22 protein-coding genes are annotated in these 26,162 nt (G+C 71.3%); 12 read left to right on the top strand and 10 right to left on the bottom strand.

Annotation, left to right across the window (positions count from 1 at the left end; all coding sequences use genetic code 11):
* Window positions 1-65: 65 nt before the first annotated feature.
* Together HBB12_RS03140 and HBB12_RS03135 are read right to left on the bottom strand one after the other, a co-directional pair.
* Window positions 66-524, bottom strand: a complete 459-nt coding sequence (locus tag HBB12_RS03140) for a response regulator (protein ID WP_236988026.1) — start codon at window positions 522-524, stop codon at window positions 66-68.
* Window positions 521-1,573 carry a PAS domain-containing protein gene (locus tag HBB12_RS03135; protein WP_272913313.1) on the bottom strand — a complete coding sequence of 351 codons (1,053 nt, stop codon included), beginning with the start codon at window positions 1,571-1,573 and terminating at the stop codon, window positions 521-523. The genes HBB12_RS03140 and HBB12_RS03135 overlap by 4 nt, the downstream gene beginning before the upstream one ends.
* A gap of 460 nt (window positions 1,574-2,033) precedes the next feature.
* On the opposite strand from HBB12_RS03135, the gene HBB12_RS03130 reads away from it, so the two are divergent.
* Both HBB12_RS03130 and HBB12_RS03125 read left to right on the top strand, forming a co-directional pair.
* Window positions 2,034-3,371, top strand: coding sequence for an AmpG family muropeptide MFS transporter (locus tag HBB12_RS03130; RefSeq protein WP_236988024.1), 1,338 nt, complete (start codon window positions 2,034-2,036; stop codon window positions 3,369-3,371).
* Between the two features lie 103 nt (window positions 3,372-3,474).
* A complete protein-coding gene (locus HBB12_RS03125) occupies window positions 3,475-4,449 on the top strand; it encodes an EcsC family protein (RefSeq protein ID WP_236988023.1) in 975 nt (324 codons plus the stop codon).
* On the opposite strand, the gene HBB12_RS03120 is transcribed toward HBB12_RS03125, so the two are convergent.
* The gene (locus HBB12_RS03120; RefSeq protein WP_442919217.1) at window positions 4,413-5,816 is read right to left on the bottom strand and encodes a leucyl aminopeptidase family protein; all 1,404 of its coding nucleotides are present in this window, start codon (window positions 5,814-5,816) and stop codon (window positions 4,413-4,415) included. The two genes, HBB12_RS03125 and HBB12_RS03120, sit on opposite strands and share 37 nt — an antisense overlap.
* A gap of 213 nt (window positions 5,817-6,029) precedes the next feature.
* Between HBB12_RS03120 and HBB12_RS03115 the strand changes: the two genes are divergently transcribed.
* A complete protein-coding gene (locus HBB12_RS03115; RefSeq protein ID WP_236988021.1) occupies window positions 6,030-6,848 on the top strand; it encodes a tetratricopeptide repeat protein in 819 nt (272 codons plus the stop codon).
* A 210-nt stretch (window positions 6,849-7,058) separates the two neighbouring features.
* Complete coding sequence (locus HBB12_RS03110) at window positions 7,059-8,072, top strand: IS110 family RNA-guided transposase (RefSeq protein ID WP_236988020.1); 1,014 nt, start codon at window positions 7,059-7,061, stop codon at window positions 8,070-8,072.
* 1,107 nt (window positions 8,073-9,179) lie between these two features.
* On the opposite strand, the gene HBB12_RS03105 is transcribed toward HBB12_RS03110, so the two are convergent.
* Entirely contained in the window at window positions 9,180-10,196 is a 1,017-nt protein-coding gene (locus HBB12_RS03105) for a PAS domain-containing protein (RefSeq protein ID WP_236988019.1), read from the bottom strand.
* A gap of 297 nt (window positions 10,197-10,493) precedes the next feature.
* Here HBB12_RS03105 and HBB12_RS03100 point away from each other — a divergent pair, with 297 nt between their 5' ends.
* Both HBB12_RS03100 and HBB12_RS03095 read left to right on the top strand, forming a co-directional pair.
* Window positions 10,494-11,657, top strand: a complete 1,164-nt coding sequence (locus HBB12_RS03100) for an acyl-CoA dehydrogenase family protein (protein WP_236988018.1) — start codon at window positions 10,494-10,496, stop codon at window positions 11,655-11,657.
* A gap of 53 nt (window positions 11,658-11,710) precedes the next feature.
* Window positions 11,711-12,412: an alpha/beta fold hydrolase gene (locus HBB12_RS03095; protein WP_236988017.1), complete on the top strand. Its 702-nt coding sequence runs from the start codon at window positions 11,711-11,713 to the stop codon at window positions 12,410-12,412.
* A 51-nt stretch (window positions 12,413-12,463) separates the two neighbouring features.
* Here HBB12_RS03095 and HBB12_RS03090 read toward each other — a convergent pair whose 3' ends face one another.
* On the bottom strand, window positions 12,464-12,745 hold the full coding sequence (locus HBB12_RS03090; RefSeq protein ID WP_236988016.1) for a hypothetical protein: 282 nt from the start codon (window positions 12,743-12,745) through the stop codon (window positions 12,464-12,466).
* A 347-nt stretch (window positions 12,746-13,092) separates the two neighbouring features.
* On the opposite strand from HBB12_RS03090, the gene HBB12_RS03085 reads away from it, so the two are divergent.
* Window positions 13,093-14,763: a methyl-accepting chemotaxis protein gene (locus HBB12_RS03085; RefSeq protein WP_236988015.1), complete on the top strand. Its 1,671-nt coding sequence runs from the start codon at window positions 13,093-13,095 to the stop codon at window positions 14,761-14,763.
* A gap of 44 nt (window positions 14,764-14,807) precedes the next feature.
* On the opposite strand, the gene HBB12_RS03080 is transcribed toward HBB12_RS03085, so the two are convergent.
* The 5 genes from HBB12_RS03080 to HBB12_RS03060 form a co-directional block, all read right to left on the bottom strand.
* Entirely contained in the window at window positions 14,808-15,698 is an 891-nt protein-coding gene (locus HBB12_RS03080; RefSeq protein WP_236988014.1) for an NAD(P)H-hydrate dehydratase, read from the bottom strand.
* Entirely contained in the window at window positions 15,695-16,459 is a 765-nt protein-coding gene (locus tag HBB12_RS03075; RefSeq protein ID WP_236988013.1) for a histidine phosphatase family protein, read from the bottom strand. Before HBB12_RS03075 ends, HBB12_RS03080 begins: the two co-directional genes overlap by 4 nt.
* Window positions 16,460-16,702: 243 nt before the next feature.
* The gene (locus HBB12_RS03070) at window positions 16,703-17,245 is read right to left on the bottom strand and encodes a hypothetical protein (RefSeq protein WP_236988012.1); all 543 of its coding nucleotides are present in this window, start codon (window positions 17,243-17,245) and stop codon (window positions 16,703-16,705) included.
* Between the two features lie 163 nt (window positions 17,246-17,408).
* On the bottom strand, window positions 17,409-17,792 hold the full coding sequence (locus tag HBB12_RS03065; RefSeq protein WP_236988011.1) for a type II toxin-antitoxin system VapC family toxin: 384 nt from the start codon (window positions 17,790-17,792) through the stop codon (window positions 17,409-17,411).
* Entirely contained in the window at window positions 17,773-18,021 is a 249-nt protein-coding gene (locus tag HBB12_RS03060; protein WP_236988010.1) for a type II toxin-antitoxin system Phd/YefM family antitoxin, read from the bottom strand. The genes HBB12_RS03065 and HBB12_RS03060 overlap by 20 nt, the downstream gene beginning before the upstream one ends.
* 307 nt (window positions 18,022-18,328) lie before the next feature.
* Here HBB12_RS03060 and HBB12_RS03055 point away from each other — a divergent pair, with 307 nt between their 5' ends.
* The 5 genes from HBB12_RS03055 to ilvC all read left to right on the top strand — a co-directional run bounded on the left by HBB12_RS03055 (window position 18,329) and on the right by ilvC (window position 25,662).
* Window positions 18,329-18,862 (top strand): (2Fe-2S)-binding protein, encoded by a 534-nt coding sequence (locus HBB12_RS03055; RefSeq protein WP_236988009.1) that lies wholly within the window; start codon window positions 18,329-18,331, stop codon window positions 18,860-18,862.
* Window positions 18,859-22,410 (top strand): molybdopterin cofactor-binding domain-containing protein, encoded by a 3,552-nt coding sequence (locus HBB12_RS03050; protein ID WP_236988008.1) that lies wholly within the window; start codon window positions 18,859-18,861, stop codon window positions 22,408-22,410. The genes HBB12_RS03055 and HBB12_RS03050 overlap by 4 nt, the downstream gene beginning before the upstream one ends.
* Before the next feature lie 273 nt (window positions 22,411-22,683).
* Window positions 22,684-23,496 (top strand): FTR1 family iron permease, encoded by an 813-nt coding sequence (locus tag HBB12_RS03045; protein ID WP_236988007.1) that lies wholly within the window; start codon window positions 22,684-22,686, stop codon window positions 23,494-23,496.
* A 276-nt stretch (window positions 23,497-23,772) separates the two neighbouring features.
* A complete protein-coding gene (locus tag HBB12_RS03040; protein ID WP_442919339.1) occupies window positions 23,773-24,411 on the top strand; it encodes a glutathione S-transferase family protein in 639 nt (212 codons plus the stop codon).
* Window positions 24,412-24,642: 231 nt separating this feature from the next.
* Window positions 24,643-25,662 (top strand): ketol-acid reductoisomerase, encoded by a 1,020-nt coding sequence (ilvC, locus tag HBB12_RS03035; protein WP_048425858.1) that lies wholly within the window; start codon window positions 24,643-24,645, stop codon window positions 25,660-25,662.
* Window positions 25,663-26,162: the final 500 nt, after the last annotated feature.

Raw genomic sequence — 26,162 nt, 5'->3', positions numbered from 1 at the left:
TCGCGCCGGGGGCAAATCGCGACGACGCGGCGCGGAGGAGGGCCGATGGCTCGTCGCTGTACCGATCAGGCCGGCAGGTCCGGGCGAGGCGCGTCGTCCCCGCTTCCGTCCGGCGCCAGCATCACCTCATCCGGCGGCTCTGCCGGCGCCCCGCCGTGATACCGCCCGGCCACGTAGGCCAAGGCTGCCCGGATCACCCGCTCCGAATACGGCTTGGCGATGATCCCGACCGCTCCCGCAAAATCCGGGGGGACGCGCTTGGCGTTGGCGGTCGTGAACAGCACCGTGATCCCCGCCCGAGCGCTCAGCGCCTGCGCCACCGCGACGCCGGTCGGGCCGTCGGCGAGGTGGATGTCGACGAGGGCGATGTCGGGGGAGAGGTCGTGGGCGAGCGCGATCGCGTCGCCCGAGCGGATCGCGACGCCGACCGGGACGTATCCGGCCTCCTCGAGCAGGCATTCGAGTTCGAGGGCGATGAACGCCTCGTCCTCGACGATCAGGACCCGCAGGCCTCCCCCGCTCAAGGACCGGTTCCCGAGTGACCCGGTCCCAGCGGCAGCACGACATGGGCGCGGGTGCCGGGGTTCAGGTCCTCGAAGGTCAGGCTGCCGCGCAACTGGCGCACCAGCATGCCGACGAGGTCGCGGCCGAAGCCTTCGGGATTGTCGGATTGCGCGGAGAGGCCGATGCCGTCGTCGCGGATGTCGAGGATCAGGCGCCCGTCATCGGCCCGGGCGGTGATCGCGACGCGGCCGTGCCGCTCGTCCGGGAAGGCGTGCCGGACCGCGTTGACGGCGAGTTCGTGCACCAGGAGCGCCAGGGGTGCTGCCATCGAGGCCGGCACGGCCACGGCCTCGACATCGACCGAGAGGGCGATCCGGTCCGTGTCGATGCCGGCTTCGAGGTCGGCGGCGAAATCGGCGGCGAAGTCGCGCAGGTCGAACCGGGCGACGTCGCTCATCGCGTAGAGCAGGCGGTGGGCGGTGGCGAGCGCCCCGATCCGGTCGGCCATGCTGCGCAGCACGTCGCGGCAGGCGGCGTCCCGGGCGCGCCGGGCCTTGAGCAGCACCAGGGAGGAGATGACCTGGAGGTTGTTCTTCACCCGGTGGTCGACCTCGTGCAGCAGGGCGGTCTGCTGGTCGAGGGCGGCCTGGAGCGCCCGGTTGCGTGCCTCGAGGTCCTGGGCGAGGGCATCCTTCTCCCGCACCAGCGCCCGTTCGGCCTGGCGGGTCTGGGTCACGTCGGTGAGCACCGCGAAGTAGGAGCGTAACCTGCCGGCCTCGTCCCGCACCGGGGTGAGCGTCATGGCGTTCCAGAACGGTTGGCCGTCCTTGCGGTAGTTCAGGAGATCGACCCGCAGGGGCTCGCCCTGTGCCAGGGCCGTCCGCACCCGGGCGATGTCGGCGGGGTCGGTGTCGGGCCCTTGCAGGAAACGGCAGTTGCGGCCGAGCACCTCCTCGGGCGCGTAGCCGGTGAGCCGGCAGAACGCGTCGTTGACGAACACGACCGGGTTGTCGTCCCGGGCCGTGTCGGTCATCACCATCGGCGCCTCGCTCCCGCGGAAGGCGGCCAGGAACGGCGCATCGGAGAACGGCGCATCGGAGAACGGCGCGTCAAAGGGCGCAGCCGCGGACGGTGCCTCCGCCCTGCGCGCGCTCCTCGTTCCGGTCTGTCTCGCAGCGTCCAAACCGATCATCCGCAACCCGCCTGTCCGCGGCCGACCCCGCCCGGACGATCCCTGGCGGAGCGGGATCGCAGTCCCATCCACCACAGCGAACCCGCCGCCGCGGGCGGGGTTCCCGCCGGTCAGGTAAGCTGCGGTGGATACGATGTTAATTCTTCGTCCATCATGATCCCGCCCACATGCTGGGGTCGACTGCGCGGCGGTTGCCGGGCGCGGCATCTCGTGCCCGGACCGGACGACGCATCGGCAGGACGATGCGTCGTCCGCCCGGGTTCTTGCCGGGTTGCGGATTTGCGTTGCACCACCGGCCACCCCTTTCGCGAAACCTGCTCGGGAGACGGCGATCACGATGACGAAGACGGTCGGGAGAGAGGGCACGGGCTGGCTCGCCCGCACCCGCGCCACCCTGCGGGACGTGATGGCGGACCGGCAGATGGCGCTGATGCTGGTGCTCGGCTTCGGCGCCGGGCTGCCGATCCTGCTCGTCTTCGCCACCCTGTCGGCCTGGCTGCGCAGCGCCGGCATCGAGCGGTCGAGCATCGGGCTCCTCAGCTACGTCTCCCTCGCCTACACGCTGAAGTTCCTCTGGGCCCCGGTCATCGACCGGCTCGACCTGCCTGTCCTGTCGCGGCTCCTCGGCCGGCGCCGGGCCTGGATGCTCGCGGCGCAACTCGCCGTGGCGGCGGGCCTCGTCGCAATGAGCCAGGCCGATCCGGCGAGCGCGCTCGGCTACACCGTGGTCTGTGCGCTCGTCATCGCCTTCGCCTCGGCGACCCAGGACATCGTGGTCGACGGCTGGCGCATCGATTCCGCCCCGACCGAGCGCCAGGGCATGATGCTGGCCTCCTACCAGCTCGGCTACTCCCTCGCCCGCATCTGCGCCGGGGCCGGCGCGCTCTTCGTCGCCGATGCCTATGGCTGGGCCCCGGCCTATGCCAGCATGGCGCTCCTGATGGGGCTCGCCATCGCCGGCACCCTGGCGGCGCCGAAGGTCCAGGCGCGCGATCCGGGCCCCCGGCGCGGCTGGCGCCATGCCCTGCGCGAGGCGGTGGTCGATCCCTTCGCCGACCTCGTCGCCCGCAAGGGCACGGGGCTGGTGCTGATCCTGGCGCTGATCACCGTCTACCGCCTGCCCGACATCGTCTCGGGCATCATGGCGAACCCGCTCTACATCGACATGAAGTTCTCCCTCTCGGAGATCGCCACTGTATCGAAGGTCTACGGCGTCTGGGTCGGCATCGCCGGGGCCTTCGCGGGCGGCATCGCGGTGAGCCGGCTCGGCCTCTACCCGGCGCTCCTGATCGGCGGCATCGCGGCCTCGGCCTCGAACCTGATGTTCGCCTGGCTGGCGCTCGCCGGCCACGACCTGCCGCTCCTGGTGGCCAGCATCAGCATCGACAACTTCGCCGGCGCCTTCGCGGGGACGGCGCTCATCGCCTACATGTCGAGCCTGACCTCGCCGGCCTTCGCGGCGACGCAATACGCGCTGCTCTCCTCGCTCTACGCCCTGCCGGGCAAGTTCGTCGGCGGGTTGTCGGGCTTTGCCGTCGAGTCGATGGGCTATCCGGCCTTCTTCGTGATGACCTCCGCCGTCGGCATCCCGGTGACCCTGCTCTGCCTCGGCCTGCGCCTCCTGCCCGGCGAGACCGAGCCGGCCCCGGCGGAGGAACTGCCGGCGCGGGCCTGATGGGAGCTTGAGGGGCGGCGCACGCGAGAGGACAGACCCTTGCGGAACCCTGCCCCGGCGCACCAGCTTTAATCCCGACCCTGTTGTCCGCGAGGGAGCGCACGTGTCCGAGATCGTCGCCGTCGAGCCCGCCCCGTCCCCCGTCCCGGTCGGGGCGCCGGAGCCGTTGAGCGCCGAGGACCGCGCGGCGTTGCGCCGGGCGGTCGCTGCCCTGGAGCGCCCGAGCCTCGCCGGCCGGCTCTCCGCCATGGCCGGCGCCCCCCTCGACATGATCACCCGCGCCCTGCCGACCCCCGTGGTCGATGCGGTCGGCCACGCCACCGAGACGGCGATGCGGGGCGCCCTGCACGTCGCGCTCGCGACCCTGCCGAAGGGGGCGGACGTGTCGTCCGAGCCGAGGTCGGAGGCGAATGCGCTCGCGCCGCTCGGCCCCGATTTGTCGCCGTCCTGGCGCACCCGCGCGATGGAGCTGCTGGAGCGCTTCCCGCCCGGCGACCGCGGCCACAAGGCGCTGGCGGCGGTCTCGGGCGCCATCGGGGGCGCCTTCGGCCTCTCCACGCTCGCGGTCGAGCTGCCCGTCTCCACCACCCTGATGCTGCGCTCGATCGCCGAGATCGCCCAGCGCGAGGGCGAGGATCTCGCCGATCCGGAAGCGGCTTTGGCCTGCATGCAGGTCTTCGCGCTGGGCGGTCGCGGCTCCACGCAAGCCGACGGCGCCGCCGGGACCGCCGCCGAGAGCGGCTATTTCGCGGTCCGCGGCGCGCTCGCCAAGGCGATGTCGGAGGCGGCGCGCTACGCCGCCGGACGCGGCCTCGTCGACGAGAGCGCCCCGGCCCTGATGCGCTTTGCCGGCCAGGTCGGCGCCCGGTTCGGGGGCGTGGTGTCGCAGAAGCTCGCCGCCCAGGCGGTGCCGGTGCTCGGCGCCCTGGGGGGCGCGGCCGTCAACACCGCCTTCATGGACCATTTCCAGGCCGTCGCCCGCGGCCACTTCACCGTGCGGCGGCTGGAGCGCCGCTACGGCAAGTCTCTGGTGCGGGAGGCCTACGAGGCGGAACGCGCCGCGCTCGGCACCGCGTAGCGGCGCTTCAGGAGGGCGTAGACGAGGCGCGCGGTCTGCACCTCGCCGCCCTCCGGCCGGCCAGGCTTCGTGCCCGGATTCCAGCCGTAGAGATCGAGATGGACATGGGCCTTCGCCGCCGGCGCGAAGCGGCGCAGGAACAGGGCCGCCGTCACCGCCCCGGCGAAGGGGCCGCCCGAGACGTTGTTGAGGTCGGCGATCTTCGACTCGAGCAGCGAGGCATAGGGCCCCCAGAGCGGCATGCGCCAGACCGGATCGTGCACGGCGAGGCCCGTGGCGGCGAGGTCCGCCGCGAGCGCGTCGTCCTCGGTGAACAGGGCCGGCAGGTCGGGGCCGAGCGCCACCCGGGCGGCACCCGTGAGCGTCGCGAAGTCGAAGAGCAGCTCCGGCGCCTCCTCGTCGGCGAGCGCGAGCGCATCGGCCAGGATCAGCCGGCCTTCCGCGTCGGTGTTGCCGATCTCGACGGTGAGCCCTTTTCGGCTCGCCAGCACGTCGCCGGGACGGAAGGCATCGCCGGCAATCGCGTTCTCGACCGTCGGGACCAGCACCCGCAGGCGGATCGGGAGACCGGCTCCCATCACCATCTCGGCGGCGGCGAGGGCGACTGCGGCGCCGGCCATGTCCTTCTTCATCAGCAGCATCGCCGCCGAGGGCTTGATGTCGAGGCCGCCGGTATCGAACACCACCCCCTTGCCGACCAGGGTCACGCGCGGCGCGCCCGGATCGCCCCAGGTCATGTCGATCAGGCGCGGCGCCCGCGGCGAGGCCCGGCCGACCGCGGCGATGAGCGGGAAACCCTGTTCCAGCGCCTCGCCGGCGACGACCGTGACGGCAGCGCCGAAGCGCGCGGCGAGCGCCCGGGACGCCGCCTCGATCTCGGCCGGGCCGAGGTCGTTCGCCGGGGTGTTCACCAGGTCGCGGCCGGCCGCCACCGCATCGGCGATGCGGTCGATCTCGGCACCGTCGACCCCCTCGGGCGCGACCAGCCGCGCCTTGGGGGCCGGCTTCTCGCGGTAGCGGCCGAAGCGATAGCCGGAGAGCCGCCAGGCGAGCGCCGCCAGGGCCGCATCACCCGGAAGGTTCTCCAGGCGGTACGTCCCCTCGGGCAGGGCATCGGGCAGGCGCCCGACCGCGAACGGATCGGCCCGGCTCCCGGCCTCGACCCCGAACAGGACATTCGCCAGCGCCCCGTCCGGTCCCGGCAGCAGGGCGATCTTTCCGGGCTTGGCCTCGAACCCCGAGGCCCGCGCGAAGGCAGCGGCGAGCGGCGGCAGCTCAGCGGCCACGGCCGGCCAGCCGGCGGCGTCGACGCAGCGGATCGGGATGGCGTCCTCGGTCGCGGGCAGGAGCGTGGTCACGCGGGGCATCCCTTCCTTCAACGCAACGGGAAAGGCCGGAGGGGGAGCCAAGACGGGACGGTTGTCAATGCCGGGCCGGCCCGCCCCCGGGAGCCCGTGCCGCCCCGAAGGCGACCCGCCGCAGCGTTAACGAGCGGTTAGGGTTAATGATTTAGCACCAGGGTCACGAGGGCCGCGGGAGCGGGGTTGCCACATCTCCCGGGCCCGCCCCTGGAGTGGCCGATGCCCGCGACCGTCGAGACCCGTCCCTGCCGCTCGAACACCTTGCGGCGGCTCGCCCTCGTCGGCGTGGTGGCCGTGATGGCGTCGGGCTGCTGGTCGCGCCAGCCCCTCACCACCGGCTCGATCGATGTCAGCGCCCCGGCGGACACCGCCCGGCGCGACATCGGGCGCCTCGCCGCGCGCTACGACAAGGACCCGGCCGATATCGGCACCGCCATGGCCTATGCCCAGGCCCTGCGGGCGACCGACCAGGGCTCCCAGGCCACGGCGGTCCTGCAGCAGACGGCCCTGCGCAACCCGAAGAACCCGGCGGTGCTCGCCGCCTACGGCAAGAGCCTGGCCGAGATCGGCCGCTACGGCGAGGCGGCGGAGGTCCTGCGCAACGCCCATTCGCCGGCCAATCCGGATTGGCGCGTGCTCTCGGCGCAAGGCGCCGTGGCCGACCAGATGGGCGACCACGCCCAGGCCCAGCGCTACTACGAGGCGGCGCTCAAGATCGTGCCCGGCGAGCCGGCGGTGATGTCGAATCTCGGCCTGTCCTACGCGCTGGCCAAGCGCCTGCCCGAGGCGGAATCCACGCTCCGCCAGGCGAGCAACGATCCCCGCGCCGACGGGCGGGTGCGCCAGAACCTCGCCCTGGTGCTGGGCCTGCAGGGCCGCTTCGGCGAGGCCGAGCAGGTGCTGACCCGCGATCTCGGCCCGGCGCAAGCCGCGCAGAACGTGGCGGCGCTCCGCGCCTTCGTATCCCAGCCCAATGCCTGGAAGGCGATCAAGTCGGCCGAGAAGAAGGCGCCGCACGTCGCCGCCTCGGCGATGTGATACGGAATCCTGTACCTGATGTGTGGCCGTAGGCTGCTACGGCGAGGGCATCCGGCGGTCTCACGGTTTCCCGGTCTGCGTCCCCTGTCGCTCAACGGCGATGGCCGCACGATCGCCTTCCGGCCTGATCCCGGATGTCCTGATGGCTGCTCCGGACAGTCGATCGGGCCCTGCCTCGTGCAGGCGCCCGCGTACAGGACAGGATCACCCATGTCACACAGCGCCACCATCCCCACCGTGGCCGGCATCGATGTCGGCAAGCACTTCCTCGATCTCGGCTTCTTCCCGGCGGCCAAGCCGGTGCGTCAGGACAATACGGAGACCGGCATCGCCAAGCTGATCTCGACGCTCAAGCAGCGCGGGATCCGCACGGTCGCCCTGGAGGCGATCGGCCCCTACGCCTATCCCCTCATCGCCGCCCTGCGTAAAGCTGAGCTCGATGTCGCCCTGGCCGACCCGCGCCAGGTCAAGGCGTTCCGCTCCGCCGAAGGGCTGATCGCCAAGACAGACCGGCTGGACGCCGCCCTCATCGCCCGCTTTGCTCAGCGCATGAGCGAGCACCTGCGCCCCGCCCCGACCCCCGACCAGATCACCCTCAAGGCTCTCTCGACCCGGCGCCGCCAGCTCACCGAGCTGATCGCCATGGAGAAGACCCGCCTGGCCCAGGCCCTCGACCCGGCCATCGCCGACAGCCACAGGGCGGTGATCAAGGCCCTGACGGCTGCCTGCACCGAGGTCGAGGCCGCTCTCGAGGCACGCATCGCCGCCGAGCCTGGCCTGGCGCGCAAGCGCGCGATCCTGACCTCGATCCCCGGGATCGGTTCGCGCATCGCCAGCGTGGTGATCACCGACATGCCCGAACTCGGCACGCTCGACCGCAAGGCGGCGGCCAGTCTGGCCGGGATGGCGCCTCATCCGACCCAGAGCGGGGCTCACCCGGGCCGCCACGCGATTGCCGGTGGGCGTCCCTGCCTGCGCACGGCCTTCTACATGGCCGGGATGGTGGCGGCGCGCAGCTGTCCGGCCTTCCGCGAGCCGTACCGGGCGATGCGAACGGCGGGTAAGCCGGCCAAGGTGGCGATCGTGGCGTCGGGCCGACGCCTGGTGGTGCTGGCCAACGCCCTGGTGCGCGACGACACGACGTTCGAGGCGAGCAAGTTGCAGCAGGGAGAGGCCGGTCGGGGGGAGGAGAACGCCGCGTCCCCTGCGGGATCCGATCCGTGACGAGCGAGAGGAGCGATGTCTTCATCGCTCCTCTCGCCGAGCTTGGCGTTCGCCGGTGGGAGCGGGTCAAGGCCTTGTCGCGCGAAGCGCGAGGGCGCGCAGCGCCCGCCTTGACGCGCTCGCGCCGGTGAACGATCTGACCCCCATACGGCTAAAACCAAGCGCGGCACTGCCGATTGGCCCTTGACCGGCAATACAGTCGCCGGACGATCACTTCCGGATCTCGTCTCGCCAGCCCGCGCGGCGCCTGAGCCAAACCGCTTTCCGCATCGCGAAGCGATCAATCGGAAAGCGTGTGACGGGCCACGCGGATCGCCGGGTCGGCGCCGCGTCCGTTCCGGTATCCGGCCCCGGCCTCGCGGGGGATGCGCCCCGTCTTCGCCGGCGGCCTCATCGCCACGCTGGCGATGGCGGGCCTCGGCTGGGCCGGCGTCACGAGCGGCGGCCTGCCCGGACGCTTCCCCGACTTCCGCCTGCGGCCGGTCTCCGGCAGCGAGACCTGGAACCACCGCACCGGCTTCCTGTTCGCCGACCAGAGCCGGCAGGCCCGGGATCCGGAGCGCTGCATCCGCACCCGGACCAAGGACGGGCTCGTCCTGCTCCGGGGCGACAGCGTCGCGGCGCATGACGTGCCCGGCCTGATCCGGCATGCCGACGGGCTGCCCGGCCGCCTCGTCCAGGACACGGCGGCGGGCTGCCGGCCGGTGCCGGGCAAAGCCTCGCCCGTCCTGGCGCATGGCGGGGCCTTCAACGACGACGCCCCGGCGCCGATCCGCCGGCTCGGGATCCGCGACGTGTGCTGGCGGCCCGCTGGGGGCGCAGCGCGGACGCCCTGCGGGCGGCCTTGCCGGCGGGCGCGCCCTTCTTCGATCCCGCCGCCGCCCTGTGCGCGGGCGAGACCTGCCCCTTCACCCGCGGCGAGACCTTCCTCGACGCCGATGCCGGCCGCTTCTCCTCGGCCGGCAGGGCGCTGGCGGTGGAGCGCGTCCTCGAAGCCGGCCTGTTCGCCCCGAAGCGGATTTCGCAAAAGCGGTCGCCGGTTTCGCGACAGGAGTCTGCGATGGACCAAGACCCCGATCCGCCGCGGCGATCCCCTGACCACCATGGTCAGGCGCGGGCGACGGCGACCTCGCCATCGTCGAGCAGGACGAAGCGGATGCCGGCCTGGCGCAGGGCCGCGATCGCCTTGTGGCGGGAGCGGGCGCCCTGCCCCTCGGCATTCTCCTCGAGGCGCCGCACCGTCGAGAGCGACAATCCGCTGGCCTCCGCCAGATTGGTCATCGACCAGTCGAGCAATGCCCGGGCGGCGCGCAGGTGGTGCCCCTCCACCGCCTGCTCCAGGCCCGCCCGCAAGCCGGCCACCGCCACGGGGACGGCGAGCGCGGCCGGATAGACGAGGCCGTTGCGCTCGACCAGGCACCCGCGCTCGTCACGGACCGGAACCGACAGTACCCGGTAACGCTCGGGGTCCCGGTTCCGGTGATGGATCAGCGGAGCCGCCTGGAACACACCGCCGACATCACGCCGCGCGATGCTGTCGCGGAACGCCGCACGTTCCCACGGCACCACGTCGGCGAAGGGATCGGCATTGATCTCCTCGATCGGGCGTCCGGCGAAGCGCGCCGTCTCGGGCGGAAAGCGGAAGCGTCCGTCCAGGCCGACGGGAACGAACAGCATGCGGGCCGCCGCGAACCAGGCGCTCTGCCGGCGCAGGTCGGCCCGGCGCAGCCGCAGCAGGGCGGCCGAATCGGTCACGTCGAGGACGAGGCCGGCCGCGGCGAGCGGCCGGCCCTCCGGGGACATGTGCAGTTCGGTACGCATCGTGAGCAGGCGCAAGGTCCCGTCCGGCCGCACCACCCGGACCTCGCGCTCGGGCAGGGCGTAGCCCTGCATCAGGTCGGCGGCGCTGGCCAGATGGAGCCGGTCGTCGGGATGGACGAGGTCGACGAGCAGGGCGTAGCTCGGCGGCACCTGGAGCGGATCGAGCCCGAGCAGGCGATGCAGGCCGGGTGACCATGTCTGCCGGTCGGAGGCGAAGACCCAGGCCCAGTTGCCCGTCAGCCCGGCAGTCTCGGTCAGCCGGAGGAAATCGGCGGGAGCGAAGGACAGGTCGGCCGCACGCATGGCGCCTCGGTTCTCAAGCCCGCGATCCGCTGTGGACGATCCGGGGTGGCAAATTCGCGACGACACGAGACGGTCGCGGAACATACAAGCCATGCGCAACGCGAAGGCAAGGCCGACGGTGCGAACCTGTGGTGGCAGGAAGGCCCGGACGGCATGACACCCATGACGATCGCCGGCATGACGCCCCCCCCGCATGACGATCCCGTGCCCTGGCCTCGGAGGGCGCGAACGCTGTAGCGTGCCGGAAACGAACCGAGCCGCGGTGCCCGCATCGCCGCCGTCAGAGGAGACGCCCGAATGACCGAGACCGACGCCCTGCGGCACCCGGAGATCCGCGAGGAGGTCGCCAAGCTCTGCGCCCGCTTCCCCGACGAGTACTGGCGCCGCCTCGATACCGACCGCGCCTATCCGACCGACTTCGTGAACGCGCTCACCGAATCCGGCTACCTCTCGGTGCTGATCCCGGAAGAGTACGGCGGCTCGGGCCTGCCGCTCTCGGCGGCCGCGGCGATCCTGGAAGAAGTGCAGCGCTCGGGCTGCAACGGCGCGGCCTGCCACGCCCAGATGTACACGATGGGCACGGTGCTGCGGCACGGCACGCAGGCCCAGAAGGAGCGCTACCTGCCGGAGATCGCCGCAGGCCGCCTGCGGCTCCAGGCCTTCGGCGTCACCGAGCCGACGAGCGGTACCGACACCACGGCTTTGCGCACCACCGCGCGCCGCGAGGGCGACAAGTTCATCGTCAACGGCCAGAAGATCTGGACCAGCCGGGCCGAGCATTCCGACCTGATGCTGCTCCTCGCCCGCACCACGCCCCGCGACCAGGTGGCGAAGAAGACCGACGGGCTCTCCACCTTCATCGTCGACATGCGCAGCGTACTCGGCCGCGGCCTGACCATCCGGCCGATCCGCACGATGATGAACCACAATTCCTGCGAGGTCTTCTTCGACAACATGGAGGTGCCGGCCGAGAACCTGGTCGGCGAGGAGGGCAAGGGCTTTCGCTACATCCTGTCGGGCATGAATGCCGAGCGGCTCCTGATCGCCGCCGAATGCGTCGGCGACGCCAAGTGGTTCATCGCCAAGGCTTCCGCTTACGCCCGCGAGCGCCAGGTCTTCGGCCGGCCGATCGGCCAGAACCAGGGCATCCAGTTCCCGATCGCCAAGGCCTACGCCAACATGCGCGCCGCCGAGCTGATGGTGCAGGAGGGCTTGCGCCTCTACGAGGCCGGGGCCAATCCGGGCGCCGAGGCCAACATGGCCAAGATGCTCGCCGCCGACGCCTCGTTCGAGGCGGCCAATGCCTGCATCCAGACCTTCGGCGGCTTCGGCTTTGCCGAGGAATACGACGTCGAGCGCAAGTTCCGCGAGACGCGGCTCTACCAGGTGGCGCCGATCTCCACCAACCTGATCCTGTCCTACATCGCCGAGCACGTGCTCGGCATGCCGCGCTCCTACTGACGGATCGAGGCCGCCCCTGGTGCCGGTGAGCCGATCCGGCCATAGGGGCGGTCATGACCGCCGATCTCGTCCCGCTCCTGTTCCTGCCCGGGCTCCTCAACGATGCCGTCCTGTGGCGCGCTCCGATCGACGCGCTCGCCGACCGGGCCGCCGCCTCGGTGGCGGACCTGACCCTCGACGACAATGTGCAGGCGATGGCGCGGCGGGCGCTCGCGGTGGCGCCGCCACGCTTCGGCCTCGTCGCCCTGTCGATGGGCGGCTACGTCGCCTTCGAGATCCTGCGCCAGGCGCCCGAGCGGGTGACGCGGCTCGCCTTGTTCGACACCGCCGCGGCCCCGGAGACCGACGCGCGCGCCGCCGCGCGGCGCCAGGGCATGGACCAGCTCAAGGTCGGGCGCTTCGCCGGGGTCACGACGCGGCTGCTGCCGAAGCTCGTCCACGCCGCGCACGTGCACGGGCCGGTGGGCGAGGCCGTGAAGGCGATGGCCGAGCGGGTCGGCGGCGCGGCCTTCCTGCGCCAGCAGCGGGCGATCCTCGACCGGCCCGACAGCCGCCCGCTTCTGGCGACGATCCGGGTGCCGACCCTGGTGGCGGTGGGCGAGGACGACACGCTGACCCCGCCGGCCTCAGCCCGGGAGATCCATGACGGCATCGCCGGCTCGCGCCTGCACGTCCTGCCCGCCTGCGGACACCTGCCGCCGCTGGAACGGCCGGACGAGACGAGCGCGCTGCTACGGGAGTGGCTGGACGCGTGAGGCGTCAGGTCGGCATGGCCTTGACGAACTCGTCGCGTCGAGGCGAGACGCTCAGCGGTTCCCCGCTGCCGGCCCACCCGCGGTGCCGCCGCTCCCGGGCGGGCCCGCGGTCGGGCTGCCGCCGATCCATACGCCCGGATTGGTACCGGGCACGGACGTGCTGCTCGGATTGCCCGGCAGGTTGGTGGTCGGGTGGGATGCGGGCGGCTTCATGCCGGTGCCGGGTCCCGGCGCGCCGACGGCGTCGCTCGGCGGGGGGACCCGGGCGGTCTGGGCCTCGGCGGCGCCCGCGACGGCCAGCGTGAGGGCGAGGGCAAGGGGAAGTCTGGTCATCGGACTGTCCTGGCGGAATCTGTCGGCCGTCAACATCCGAAGCCCGCCCGGGTTCGGCCGACCGCAACCGACTGGAGGCACTATCTCTTCGCCCGGGCGCGCGGCACCACGTGGAGTCCGGGGCCGACCGACGACGAATCCGAGCAGGAGGCGCGTTCGAGCGTCGGGGTACCGGGCGGGCGGACGCGCGAGCCGTCGCGTCACCGCCCCCCATCGCCGATCGGCCTCGCCCCCCGTAAGAAAACATTCCCTTTCGTTAGATCTTGTATTTCATTCAGATCATATCCATCTTAACTAGTAATTCATCAAGGATTGGCACATTCGAGCCCATCTGGTGGGGCCGACACATGAAGATCAATTTATCTCACGTGCTGGGCGGACTGATCGCCCTGCTCGCAGTCGGCCTTCTCATGCAAGGAACCCTGAGCGTGACGCAGCTGCGCAGCGTCAACGCCAATGCGCTCGATATCTCCGACAACTGGTTGCCGAGCGTGCGTGAACTCGGCGAGTTCAAGTACAAGGTGACGCGCCTGCGCCTCGTCGATGCCCGATACGTCATGGCGACGGAGCCCGTGACCGAGCTCGACACCCTCTCGGACCGCCGCCTCAAGGATACGGAGACGGTGGCGCGGCGCTACGAGACGGTGATCACGAGCCCTGAGGAGCAGGCGCTCTGGACCGCGTTCCAGGGGCATTGGGCGGAGTACCTGGCCCTGCACGGCAAGATCATGATCGCGGCGCAGGAGAAGAATGCCGCCGCCGTCAACGACCTGTTCCAGGCCTCCCGCCGTCCATTCGATGCGGCGATGGAAGTGCTCGACCGCGACACGGCGTTGAACGTTGCTGGCAGCGATCAGGCGCGATCGACGGCGATCGGCACCTATTCCAACGCGCTCTGGCTGACCGGACTGCTCTGCGCCGTCGCGTTGGCCGTCGGCTTGGCCGGCATCGTCTACGTCGTGGCCGCCGTAGCGCGGCCGATCGAGCGCCTGGTCCGGCGGATGCACGGCCTGGCCTCCGGCGACGTCGTCGCCCCGGTGCCCTATCTCGGCCGCACCGACGAGATCGGCGCGATCGCGGCCGCGGTCGATGCCTCCCGGGAGAACGTGATCCGGACCCGTCAGCTCGAGGAGGAGACCGCTCTCGCGCGGGCCTCCGCCGAGGAGCAGCGCAAGGCCGGCATGCGCCAGATGGCCGAGGGGTTCGAATCGGCGGTCGGCGGCATCGTCACCCTGGTGTCGTCGGCGGCGACGGAACTGCAGGCCACGGCCGAGCAGATGACCGCGACCGCGGCCGACACCGCCGCGCGCTCGGGCACGGTCGCCGCGGCGGCGGAGGAGGCGGCGGCGAACGTGAACACGGTGGCGGCGGCGACCGAGGAACTCGGCGCATCGGTCGGCGAGATCGGCCGGCAGGTCCAGGACTCGGCCGGGCTCGCCCGGCACGCCGTCGCCGAGGCCGACCAGACCGCGCATCTCGTCCAGGTGATGAAGACCGCGTCGGGGCGGATCGGCGAGATGGTCGGCATGATCTCGACCATTGCCAGCCAGACCAACCTTCTGGCGCTCAACGCCACCATCGAGGCGGCGCGGGCCGGCGAGGCGGGCCGCGGCTTCGCGGTCGTCGCCGCCGAGGTCAAGGAACTCGCCAACCAGACCAGCCGGGCCACCGAGGAGATCTCCGGACAGATCGGCGAGATCCAGGGCGTGACCGATCAGGCCGTCGCGGCGATCGGCGCGATCACCGCGCGCATCCGGGAAATCGACGCGGTGACGGCGGGCATCGCGAGCGCGGTCGAGCAGCAGGGCGGAGCGACGCGGGAGATCGTGCGCAACGTCGCCGAGGCCGCGACCGGCGCGAGCGCGGTGACCCACACCATCGCGGGCGTGGCCCAGGCCTCCGAGGAGACGGGCGCGGCCGCGAGCCAGGTCCTCGCCTCGTCGTCCGAGCTGTCGCGGCAATCCGAGCACCTGTCATCCGAGGTGCGCCGCTTCCTCGCCACGGTACGGGCCGCCTGACCGCGGCGATCCGATGACGGCGGTGGAGCGCTCCTGCCGCAGGGTCAGATCGCGCCCTCCGCCACGTCCCGCATCAAGCCCGGCACCTCGCCGGGCAACTCGCGGGCGAGGAAACCGATCGGCCCGCAGGTCCGCGCCAGCCGCCGCCCCGCCTCGCCGTGGAGAAAGACGCCCCAGGCCGCGGCCTCGGCGGGCCTCGTGCCGCGGGCGAGCAGCCCGACGATGATCCCGGCGAGCACGTCGCCCGAGCCCGAGGTGGCGAGGCCGGCGCCGCCGCCGGAATAGTGCCAGGTGTCGCCGGCCGGATCGACGATCCAGGTCTCTGCTCCCTTCATCACCACGACGGCGCCGAGCCTCTCGGCCGCCTTCCGCGCCGCCCCGAGGGGATCGGCCTCGACCGCGTCGCGCTCGCAGCCGAGGCAGCGCGCCATCTCGCCGGCATGCGGGGTCAGCACCACTCGGCCTCCGCGGGCCCGCACCGCCGCGGCCTGGTCGCACAGCCCGTCGATGCTCGCCGCATCGAGGACGAACGGGCCTTCGGCCGGGCCGGTCAGGAGGGCGGCGGTCAGCGCCTTGGTCGGCTCGCCCGAGGCCATGCCGGCGCCGATCAGGATCGCGGCGGCCCGCTCGGAGCGCGGCAGCAGCACCTCGGCGGCCTGATGGTGATCGACATGGCCGCCCTCGCCCTCGGGCAGCCGGACCACCAGGGCTTCCGGCACCGCCAAAGCCGCGTGCGGGGCGGTGCCGGCGGCGATCGACATCTGCAATTTGCCGGCGCCGGCCCGGAGCGCCGCGGTGCCGGCCAGGATCGCGGCGCCCGGCACCTCGACCGAGCCTGCAATGACGAGGGCGCTGCCGCGCGCCTCCTTGCTGCCGCTGCCTGAATCCGGCAGGGGCAGGCCGCGCAGGGTCGCGGCGGTGATCTCGGTTGTCATCGGGCGGCTCCCGTGGCGTCGGGCTCGGCGGTCACCGGGGCGCCGGCCCGGGTCAGCGGGGCCACGAAGTTGTAGCGCTGCAGGACGAGCTTGCCGCTGCTGCCCTTGTCCGGGTCGAAGGCGTATTCGGTCACCGCGCAATTGGCGACGTCGCCGTCCCGGTCGATCCCCAAGATCTCGTCCTCGGTCATGCCCTCGATCAGGTAGCGCAGGCACAGGACCACGACCTGATGCCCGACCACCAGCACGCGCCGGCCGCCGTAATGCAGCGAGACGGTGTCGAGGGCGCTGCGCAGCCGCAGGATCACGTCGCACCAGCTCTCGCCGCCCGGCGGCCGGTGGTAGAATTTGCCGAGCAGCCGCCGCAGCTCGGCCTGGTCGGGATGGAGCTGGGTGATGCCCTCGCGGGTGAGCCGGTCGAGGATGCCGAACTCCTTCTCGCGCAGGCGCTCGTCGGCGACGTAGTCCAGCAGCGGATCGGCGATGCCGCCGGCCTCGCAGATCAGCCGGGCGGTGGCCTCGGCCCGGCGATAGGGCGAGGTCAGCACCACGTCGGGCCGCTCGGAAGCGGGCTTCTCGGAAAACCAGCGCCCGACCGCCGCGGCCTGGCGCTCGCCGAGCGGGCTCAGCGGCACGTCGACGTCGCGCTCGGCGATGTCGATATGGGTGTGCCCGGCCGCCTGGGCGGCGTCGCGGGCGACGTTGCCGGCGCTTTCGCCGTGCCGCACGATCCAGATCCGGTCCGGCCAGCGCTGCTGCATGAATGAGCCCCCCTACTCCCGGGGAGCTAGCGGAGACGGGCCGCGCCGCAAGCGTCCGGGGCCTATAGAATCGGCCACGATCCCTGAGGGCGCCGCAGCATCGATCCCGGGGCGTGCCCGGGATCGACTAGAGCATTTTCCGACGAAGTGGATGCCGGTTCGTCGTAGAAAATGCGGCATAATCAAAAACCTAGAGAGCTTCGCGATTGCAGCGCGATCGTGAAGCGCTCTAGGTTCGGGGGATCAGGAGGCGAGGTCGGCCATCCCCTCCCCGGCCGCCAGGCTGGTCTCGTCGCACAGGCAGACCCCGTCGTGCGACGGCGCGAGGCCGGCATCCCCGACCTCGGACGGGTTGCCGGACCACATCACGGCCCAATCCCGGAACAGGCTCGCGGTGTCGACCACGCCCGGCGGCGCCTGGACGACGGCCGGAGCGGTCGCCCCGTCCTGCCCCGCGGCGACCGGGATCGCCGCCTCGCCGGCCTCCCCATCCGGCGGGCCGAGGATCAGGGCCTGGTCGGCCTCCGGACCGGTGCAGGGCACGGCCTCGCCGTCGTCGGGGTCCATCGGCTGCGGCGTCACGCCCCTGCCCATCTCCGAGGCGGAGGCGTCGGGGTCGCGCATGGTCGGGTTGAATGGGCTCGGCGGCGCGGTCTCGGAGACGGCGATGGTCCCGGTGCCGCCTTCCGTGACCGAGAGCGCGACGCCGTCCTCGGCGACGGTGCCGGCCTCGTCGGCCGCAGGCTCGCCCTCGGGCGTACTGCTTTGGGTGGTATCGCTGGACACTCCATCCTCCAAAAACATGATGTTTGATTGCTTTTTGTGAAATATTACATTGATTTAACTGTAAATCATTAACAAAATTAAGACATGAAATAACAATATAAAACGCTCCGATCCAAGCTTGGCCATTATTTATGTCAGCTTGCGAACTATCAACAGTTCAAGCTCACCAGACACGGGGCACCATTCCGTCGAAAATCGCATCCGCCGAGATGAGCGGGAGACGGTGATGTTGCGCTGTCGCAGCCAGCATTCGATCGAACGGATCGCGGTGGGTCCATTCCATCGAGCCGGCCGCGATGCAGATCTCCGGATCGAGCGAGACAGGTCGCCCGCCTTGCCTGGTGAGGAGCGCAGCCAATTGCGCAACATGAGGCTCCATCTCGGGCCATTTTCCGATGCGGACCTTCTGGGCGATCTCGAAGAAGCTGATCGGGCTGACGAAGACCTGCTTTGCGGCCATGATCGCGACGGTCGCCTGGCTCGATAGGCGCCGATCCTCGATCAGGCTCCAGACCCATGCGTGCGTATCAAGCAGGACCGACGTCATTGCCTCCCTCCCACAGGTCGAGTTCGTCATCCGGCATCGGCTCGAAGAAATCCGGTACTTGCCCCAACTGGTCTTTCAACAGGCCGATCTTGAACGGTTGCTGGGTGATCGGAACCAGACGAACGACCGGCTTGTGCCCTTTGGCGATCACGACCTCCTCGCCGCCGAGCGCGGCCTCGATGAGCTTCGAGAGGTTTGTCTTGGCCGAATGGATGGTGACCTGCTTCATGACGACGTTCCCGATCCGACCCCAACGTCTCACCGGACAGCCTCCTTAGTCAAGTTAGCTAACGTCGCGCCGACCGCTCGTGTCGGCATAGGGTCGGCGGGAGGCGCGATCGCTCCCACTCTCTCGGCACTCCCGCCCAGCCAGACACAACCTGGCCAAGCTCCATCTCCAAGCTCCATCTCCAAGCTCCATCTGGCCAAGCTCTTGCAAGCCGCACCGATCGCGGGCGGGGTTCCGGTCCCCGCCGAAATCTGTGAGAACTACCGGCAGCCGGCGGAACAGCCGGGCCGGGGCGGGACAGGACCACATGCAGGACGATCGGCGGCCGATCGCCAACGACCCTCGGCTGGCGGCGATCCGCCACGTGCTCACGGTCAACGGCCGGAGCGTGGCGGTGGAGGCCGCCCCCGCCACCCGCCTCCTCTACGTGCTGCGCAACGACCTGGCGCTGAACGGCCCAAAATACGGCTGCGGCCTCGGCCAGTGCGGCAGCTGCACGGTGCTGGTCGACGGCCGGGCCCTGCGCTCCTGCGCGATTCCGTTGCGGGCCGCTGTCGGGCGCCGGATCACCACCCTGGAGGGGCTGGCGCAAGACGGGCGGCTGCACCCGGTGCAGGAGGCCTTCATCGCCGAGAACGCGGCGCAGTGCGGCTACTGCCTCAACGGCATGATCATGACCGCGGTGGCGCTGCTCTCCGCCAACCCGGACCCGGACGAGGCCGAGATCCGCGCGGGCCTCCAGGGCAACCTGTGCCGCTGCGGCACCCATATCGAGATCCTGCGCGCCGTGCGGGCCGCCGCCGAGCGGATGCGCGCCGGCACCCGGGGAGACGCGGCATGACCCGGGATCCTGCGAACGCGAGCCGGCACTGGCGGGAGGCGGGCGACCTGCTGCTCGTCTACCGCGAGACGACGGGCCGCCCGCCCCGCCTCGGCGACGCAGCCGGCGCCGCCGAGGCGGCGGGGCCGCAGCGCGCGCTCTACCTCGCGGTCGACGGCGAGGGTCGGATCACCGCCTTCAACGGCCATGTCGATCTCGGCACCGGCATCCGCACGGCGCTGGCCCAGATCGTCGCCGAGGAACTCGACGTCCCGTTGTCCCGGGTGGCGATGGAGCTCGGCCACACCGCGACCGCGCCGGACCAGGGCGGCACCATCGCGAGCGAGACGATCCAGATCGCGGCCGTGCCCCTGCGCCAGGCCGCCGCCACCGCCCGCCGGCACCTCGTCGAGGCGGCCTCGCGCCGGCTCAACCGCGGCACCGCCGAGCTGGTCGCCGAAGCCGGCCATGTCCGGGTCGCGGCGGAGCCGGAGTTGGCCATACCCTATGGCGACCTGGTGCGGGGCGCACGCACCGAGCTGACCCTCGATCCCGAGGCGCCCGTGAAGCCGGTCGAGGCCTACACATTGGTCGGCCGGCCGGTGCCGCGGGTCGACATCCCCGCCAAGGCGGTCGGCGCCTGGACATACATCCACGACGTGCGGGTGCCCGGCATGGTGCATGGCCGGGTGGTCCGGCCGCCGACACCGGGCGTCGATTCCACCCTCGGCCATCTGCTGGTGGCGGTGGACGAGGCCTCGGTCGCCCATATCCCGGGCCTCGTCGCGGTTGTGGTCGTCGGCGACTTCGTCGGAGTCGTCGCCGAGCGCGAGGAGAACGCCGCAGAGGCGGCGCGCTGCCTTGCCGTGACCTGGCGCCCCTGGTCGGGACTTCCCGACCTCAACCGGCCCGAGGCGGCCTTGCGCGACAACCCCGCGACGGCGCGCACGCTGCTCGACCGCGGCGACGTCGAGCGGGCGCTGGCTCATGCGGAGGCGCGGCTCGATCGCACCTACGTCTGGCCCTTTCAGATGCACGGCTCGATCGGGCCGTCCTGCGCCGTGGCGGAGTTTCAAGGCGACGACCTCGTGGTGTGGTCGGGCACCCAGAACCCGCACGTCCTGCGAAGCGACCTCGCGCTCCTCCTCGACATGCCGGAGGACAGGATCGCGATCGAGCGCCACGAGGCGGCGGGCTGCTACGGCCGCAACTGCGCCGACGACGTGGCCGCCGATGCCGCGCTTCTCGCCCGGGCGGTCGGCCGGCCGGTGCGGGTACAGCTCACCCGCGAGCAGGAGCACGCCTGGGAGCCGAAGGGCGCCGCGCAGGTGATGGACGTGCGCGGCGGCCTCGATGCCGAGGGCGGTCCGGCGGCCTACGATTTCGCGACCCGCTACCCCTCGAACGGCGCCCCGACGCTGGCGCTGATCCTCACCGGCAAGGTCGCGGCGACGCCGGCGGTCTACCCGATGGGCGACCGCACGGCAGTCCCGCCTTATGCCTTCGGCAATGCCCGGGTGACGGTCCACGACATGCCGCCGATCGCCCGCGCCTCCTGGCTGCGCGGCGTCTCGGCCCTGCCCAACACCTTCGCGCACGAATCCTACATCGACGAACTCGCCGCCGCGGCCGGGATCGACCCGATCGCGTACCGCCTGCGCTACCTCGACGATCCCCGCGCCGCCGACCTCGTGCGCGCGGTCGCCGAGCGGGCGTCTTGGGCGCCGCACGCCAAGCCCGGCACGCATGGGAGCTCCGGCGACATCCTGTACGGGCGGGGCTTCGCCTACGCGGTCTATGTACACGGGCCGTTTCCGGGAAAGGCCGCCGCCTGGGCCGCCTGGGTCGCCGACGTGGCGGTCAACCGGGTGACCGGCGAGGTGGCGGTCACCCGGGTGGTGGTCGGCCAGGATTCCGGCCTGATGATCAATCCGGACGGGGTGCGCCACCAGATCCACGGCAACGTCATCCAGTCGACGAGCCGGGTGCTGAAGGAATCCGTCGGCTTCGACGCCACCGGGGTGACGAGCCGGGAATGGGGCAGCTACCCGATCCTCGCATTCCCGCAGGTGCCCGCAATCGACGTGCTGATGGTGAAGCGGCCGGACGATCCGCCGCTCGGCGCCGGCGAATCGGCCTCGGTGCCGAGCGCGGCGGCGATCACCAACGCGCTGTTCGACGCCACCGGCATCCGCTTCCGCGAACTGCCCCTGACCGCCGAGGCGGTCCGCGCCGCCCTCAACCCGCCGCGGATCGCAGGCCCCGACGAGGCGCCGCGCCGCCGCCGCGGCTTCCTCGCCGGGCTGTTCGGGGCCGGGGCCGGGGCGCTGGCCCTCGCCACCACTCTCCTGCCCTGGCGCCCGGCCTATCCGTCGATCGAGCGGCCGGACGCTGCGGCCTATTCCGCCGCCACGATCGCGCAGGGGCGCCTCGTCGCGGCGGCCGGCGCCTGCCTCGTCTGCCATGTCGGGCCGGACGGCCGGTCCTTCGCCGGAGGGCGCGGGCTCGAGACTCCGTTCGGCATCGTCCACGCCTCGAACATCACGCCCGATGCCGGGGTCGGGATCGGCGCCTGGTCCTACCCCGCCTTCGCCCGGGCGATGCGCGAGGGGGTATCGCGTGACGGGCATCACCTCTACCCGGCCCATCCCTATACGAGCTTCGCCAGCATCTCGGAGCGCGACCTGCAGGCGCTCTACGCCTTCCTGATGGCGCAAGCGCCGGTGGCGAACCCGGTCCCCGAGACCAGCCTGCGTCCTCCCTTCAATCACCGGCCGCTGATGGCGGGCTGGAACGCCCTGTTTCACCGCCCGACCATCTTCGCCGATCCGGCTCGCGGCCCGGACTGGAACCGCGGCGCCTATCTGGTGGAAGCCCTCGGCCATTGCGGCGCCTGCCACACTCCAAGGAATGCGCTGGGGGCCGAGCGCCGCGGCGCGGCCCGCCTCGCCGGCGGCTTCGCCGACGGCTGGGAGGCGCCGGCCCTGACCGGCCTGTCGCGCGCGCGCCTGCCCTGGACCGAGGACGATCTCTTCGCCTACCTGCGCACCGGCCGCTCGCCCCGCCACGGCAGCGCCGCCGGCCCGATGGCCGACGTGGTCGCCTCGCTCGGCCCCCTGCCGGATGGCGACATCCGCGCCATGGCGATCTACCTCGCGAGCCTCGCCGGCGAGGCGCCGGCAGCCCGGCCCCACCGCGCCGCGGAGGCCGCGGGCCCTCCCCTCTCCTCCGCCCTGTTCCAGGGCGCCTGCGCCTCCTGCCACGAGGGCGGGGCCGGGGGAGAGCTCGTGCCGCTCGGCCTCGTCACAGCCGTGCACAGCGCGTACCCGGACAACCTGATCCAGGCGGTCCTCAACGGCGTCGCGGCATCGGCCGAGCGCTTCCCGAATCCCGATCCCTCGGCACCACCCGCCGCGATGCCGGCCTTTCGCGACACCCTCACCGACCGCCAGGTGGCGGAGGTCGTGGCCTATACCCGCGCCCGCTACGCACCCGGCGCGCCGGAATGGACGGGGCTGGAGGCGGCGGTGGCGCGGGTCCGCGGGCTGAGGCCGCATGCGGCGTGGTGATGGATCTCCCGGATCGTCCGCGCGGCGAATTCGCCGTCGGAGAATGGTCGAGGCGGGCTGCATCTATTCCGCTCTGTTTCTGGATCCCCCGTTTTACGTCAGGGATCGACCGACCCTGGAGCAGGATACGACAGTCGTTACTCGCCCGGATCTAGATTAGAATCATACAAAACAAAGATTCGACGTTTGAAAGCCGGGACCGCCTCGCCTAAGAGGGCGGCCGACGGGGCGCGACGGTCCCCATTTTCGGACACTACGAGCGAGGAGCACCCCATGGCCGACGGATCCACCTTCGTGCAGGCCTTCACCATCCTGTTCCGGGAGGGGCTGGAGGCGCTGCTGGTGGTGGCCGCGCTCGCCGCGTTCCTGCGCCGGGCCGGCGGCGCCGACCGCATCCGCCCGGTCTATGCCGGGGCCGGCCTCGCGGTGCTGGCGAGCTTCGGCATGGCCTGGGTGTTCGAGGCCTTCTTCGACGGCAACCACAACGACCTGATCGAGGCTGGCGTCATCGTGGTCGCGGCCGGCCTGATGTTCACGATGAGCGGCTGGCTGTTCCTGCGCCAGGACCCGGCGGCCTGGAAGGCCGAGATCAACCGCATGGCCGAACGGGCGATGAGCGCCGGCACGGTCCTGTCGCTCGCCGGCATCGCCTTCCTGGCGGTGTTCCGCGAGGGCGCCGAGACGGTTTTGTTCCTGCACGCCCTGGCGCGCACCGCCGGCGGGTTCGACGGCTCGCTCTTCGGCGGCCTCGCAGTCGCGGCGGCCGCCCTCGCGGTGGTGTTCGTGGCGATGCAGTGGCTGGCGCTGCGGCTGCCCCTGCGCCCGGTCTTCCTGCTCACCTCGGCCTTCCTGTTCGTGATGGGCCTGCGCATGGTCGGCGCGGCGATCCAGGAATTCCAGGAGCAGGTGCTCGTTCCGGTGCACAACGACGGCGTGCCGGACTTCGTCACCGATCTCGGCTTCAACGGCAGCTGGGAGGCCTTGAGCGTGCAGGGCGCGATCGTGCTCTGCGCCCTCGTCTGGCTGGTGATGCAGCGCACCCGTCCAGTGGCCGGCGTGGCGGCACGCCCGCAAGTGTCCGCCTGAGCGCCTGCTCCGTCGGCACCTCACTCCGATCCGCAACCTCATCCTGAGGTGCGAGCGAAGCGAGCCTCGAAGGAGGGCTCCAGAGGTCTCAGGGCTTTCTGGAGGCCTCCTTCGAGGCTCACGTCGTTCGCACCTCGGGATGAGGTCGTGGATGGGATGACATCGCGGCATCGGGGCCGTTCCCGGCCAGTGGAACACCCCGCCCGGAGGCAGTACCGCTAAGGACCTGTTCGCGCTAAGGACCCGGGGCTTCGCCGGGAGGTCCCGTTGTCCGACATCACCACGCTCTACTATTCGCCGGGCGCCTGCTCGCTCGCGCCCCACATCGCCCTCGAAGAGACCGGCGCAGCCTTCGAGGCGGTGAAGGTCGACTTCGCCAAAGCCGAGCAGCGCGGCGGCCGCTACCTCGCCATCAACCAGAAGGGCCGGGTGCCGGCGCTCGCCGAGGGCGAGTGGGTCCTGACCGAGAACCCGGCGATCCTGCGCTACATCGCCCGCACGCACCCGCAGGCCGGCCTGTGGCCGGAGGACCCGCGGGAGGAGGCGCGGTGCGCCGAGTGGCTCGCCTGGCTCTCCTCCACCATCCACCCGGCCTACGCCCATATCCGCCGGGCCGAGCGCTACGCCACCGACGCCGCGGCGATCGAGGACGTGAAGGCCAAGGGCTTCGAGACCTGCGCCGATCTGTGGACGATGATCGAGGTCGGGCTCTCCCGCGGCGGCTGGGCCGCCGGCGCGCATTACAGCGTCGCCGATCCCTACCTGCTGGTGTTCTGGCACTGGGGCCGCGGCCAGGTGCTCGGCTACGACATGGCCCGCCAGTTCCCGCACTGGACGGATCACGCCCGCCGCATGGCCGCGCGCCCGGCGGTGCAGCGCGCCTTCGCCCGCGAGGGGCTGCCCCTGCCGGCGTGAGGATCCACCGGCGGCGGACCGGGCTGCGATCCCGGTTCCGCCCCGGTCCGGGCTGGTCGAGCCGGCAACCCGAATGGTCGAATCCGCGTCCGGAACGGACCAGTCATGTGCGCGTTCGCGCGCATCCCCTCTTCCTTGACGCGAATCACGCCGCTACAAGCCGGCCGTCGCACGGCCGCTCCAGCGCCGGAGCGTTCGAGTTTCTCGCCATCTGCACAAGGGGGAGCCGCCATGCGGGTCTATTACGATCGTGATGCCGACATCAATCTGATCAAGGGCAAGAAGGTCGTCATCGTCGGCTACGGCAGCCAGGGCCATGCCCACGCGCTGAACCTGCGCGATTCCGGCGTCAAGGACGTGGTGATCGCGCTGCGCAAGGGCTCGGCCAGCGCCAAGAAGGCCGAGGCCGAGGGCTTCACGGTCATGGAAGTCGCCGACGCCGCCAAGCAGGCCGACGTCGTCATGATGCTGACCCCCGACGAGCTGCAGGGCGAGATCTACCGCGACTCGCTCCAGGCCAACATGAAGCAGGGCGCCGCCCTGCTGTTCGCCCACGGCCTCAACGTCCACTTCAACCTGATCGAGCCGCGCGCCGACCTCGACGTGCTGATGGTCGCCCCGAAGGGCCCCGGCCACACCGTGCGCTCCGAGTACCTGCGCGGCGGCGGCGTGCCGACCCTGATCGCCATCGCCCAGGACGCCTCGGGCAACGCCCACGACCTCGGCCTGTCCTACGCCTCGGCCAATGGCGGCGGCCGCGCCGGCATCATCGAGACCACCTTCAAGGAAGAGTGCGAGACCGACCTGTTCGGTGAGCAGGTCGTGCTCTGCGGCGGCCTCGTCGAGCTGATCAAGGCCGGCTTCGAGACCCTGGTCGAGGGCGGCTACGCCCCCGAGATGGCCTATTTCGAGTGCCTCCACGAGGTGAAGCTGATCGTCGACCTCATCTACGAGGGCGGCATCGCCAACATGAACTACTCGATCTCGAACACCGCCGAGTACGGCGAGTACGTGACCGGCCCGCGCATCATCACGCCCGAGACCAAGGCCGAGATGAAGCGGGTGCTCACCGACATCCAGAACGGCACCTTCACCCGCAACTGGATGCTCGAGAACAAGGTCAACCAGACCTCGTTCAAGGCGACCCGCGCCCGCAACGCCGCCCACCCGATCGAGGAGGTCGGCGAGCGCCTCCGCGGCATGATGCCGTGGATCAAGGAGAAGGCCCTGGTCGACAAGGCCAAGAACTAAGCCTGACGTGCCGCGGCCGCTTCGGGCGGGCTGCGGCGCATCCCTCGGGAAACGCCGCGCGGACAGCCCGTCTGCGCGGCGTTTCGCGTTGTCGGGAGAGGCCGGAATTCGAGTGTATCTAGCCGGCCGTGCAGATACAGCGACGCTTCCCGCCGCTACGGCGAGATATGGGGTCTACATGTGCGGCTCTTCTCGCCTCCTGCCAGGATGAGGCGGCGACGGCTATTGGCTCATTGTAATAATTTAACATAGATCAAATTTGCAGTGCGGGCCGCGGAAGCCCGCGTCGCACCTCGATGTGCGAGACGAAGAAATCATATATTATCTCTGATCGGGCATAGCGCTCGACTGTCGAGGGAGTCCTTCGCCGCGCCCACCGCCGCATCAAGACCGATCGAGAGGTGATCCGCCGGCCTCTCCGGTCCGTCGATGACTCGACAGATCATCCCGGGGTGCTGCAAGGCGCCGCGGGCAGGCCGCCGTTGACGCAGCGCAGCACC

This window comes from Methylobacterium sp. SyP6R (assembly GCF_019216885.1).
Classification (GTDB): Bacteria; Pseudomonadota; Alphaproteobacteria; order Rhizobiales; family Beijerinckiaceae; genus Methylobacterium.
This window is presented reverse-complemented; position numbering and strand designations above follow the sequence as displayed.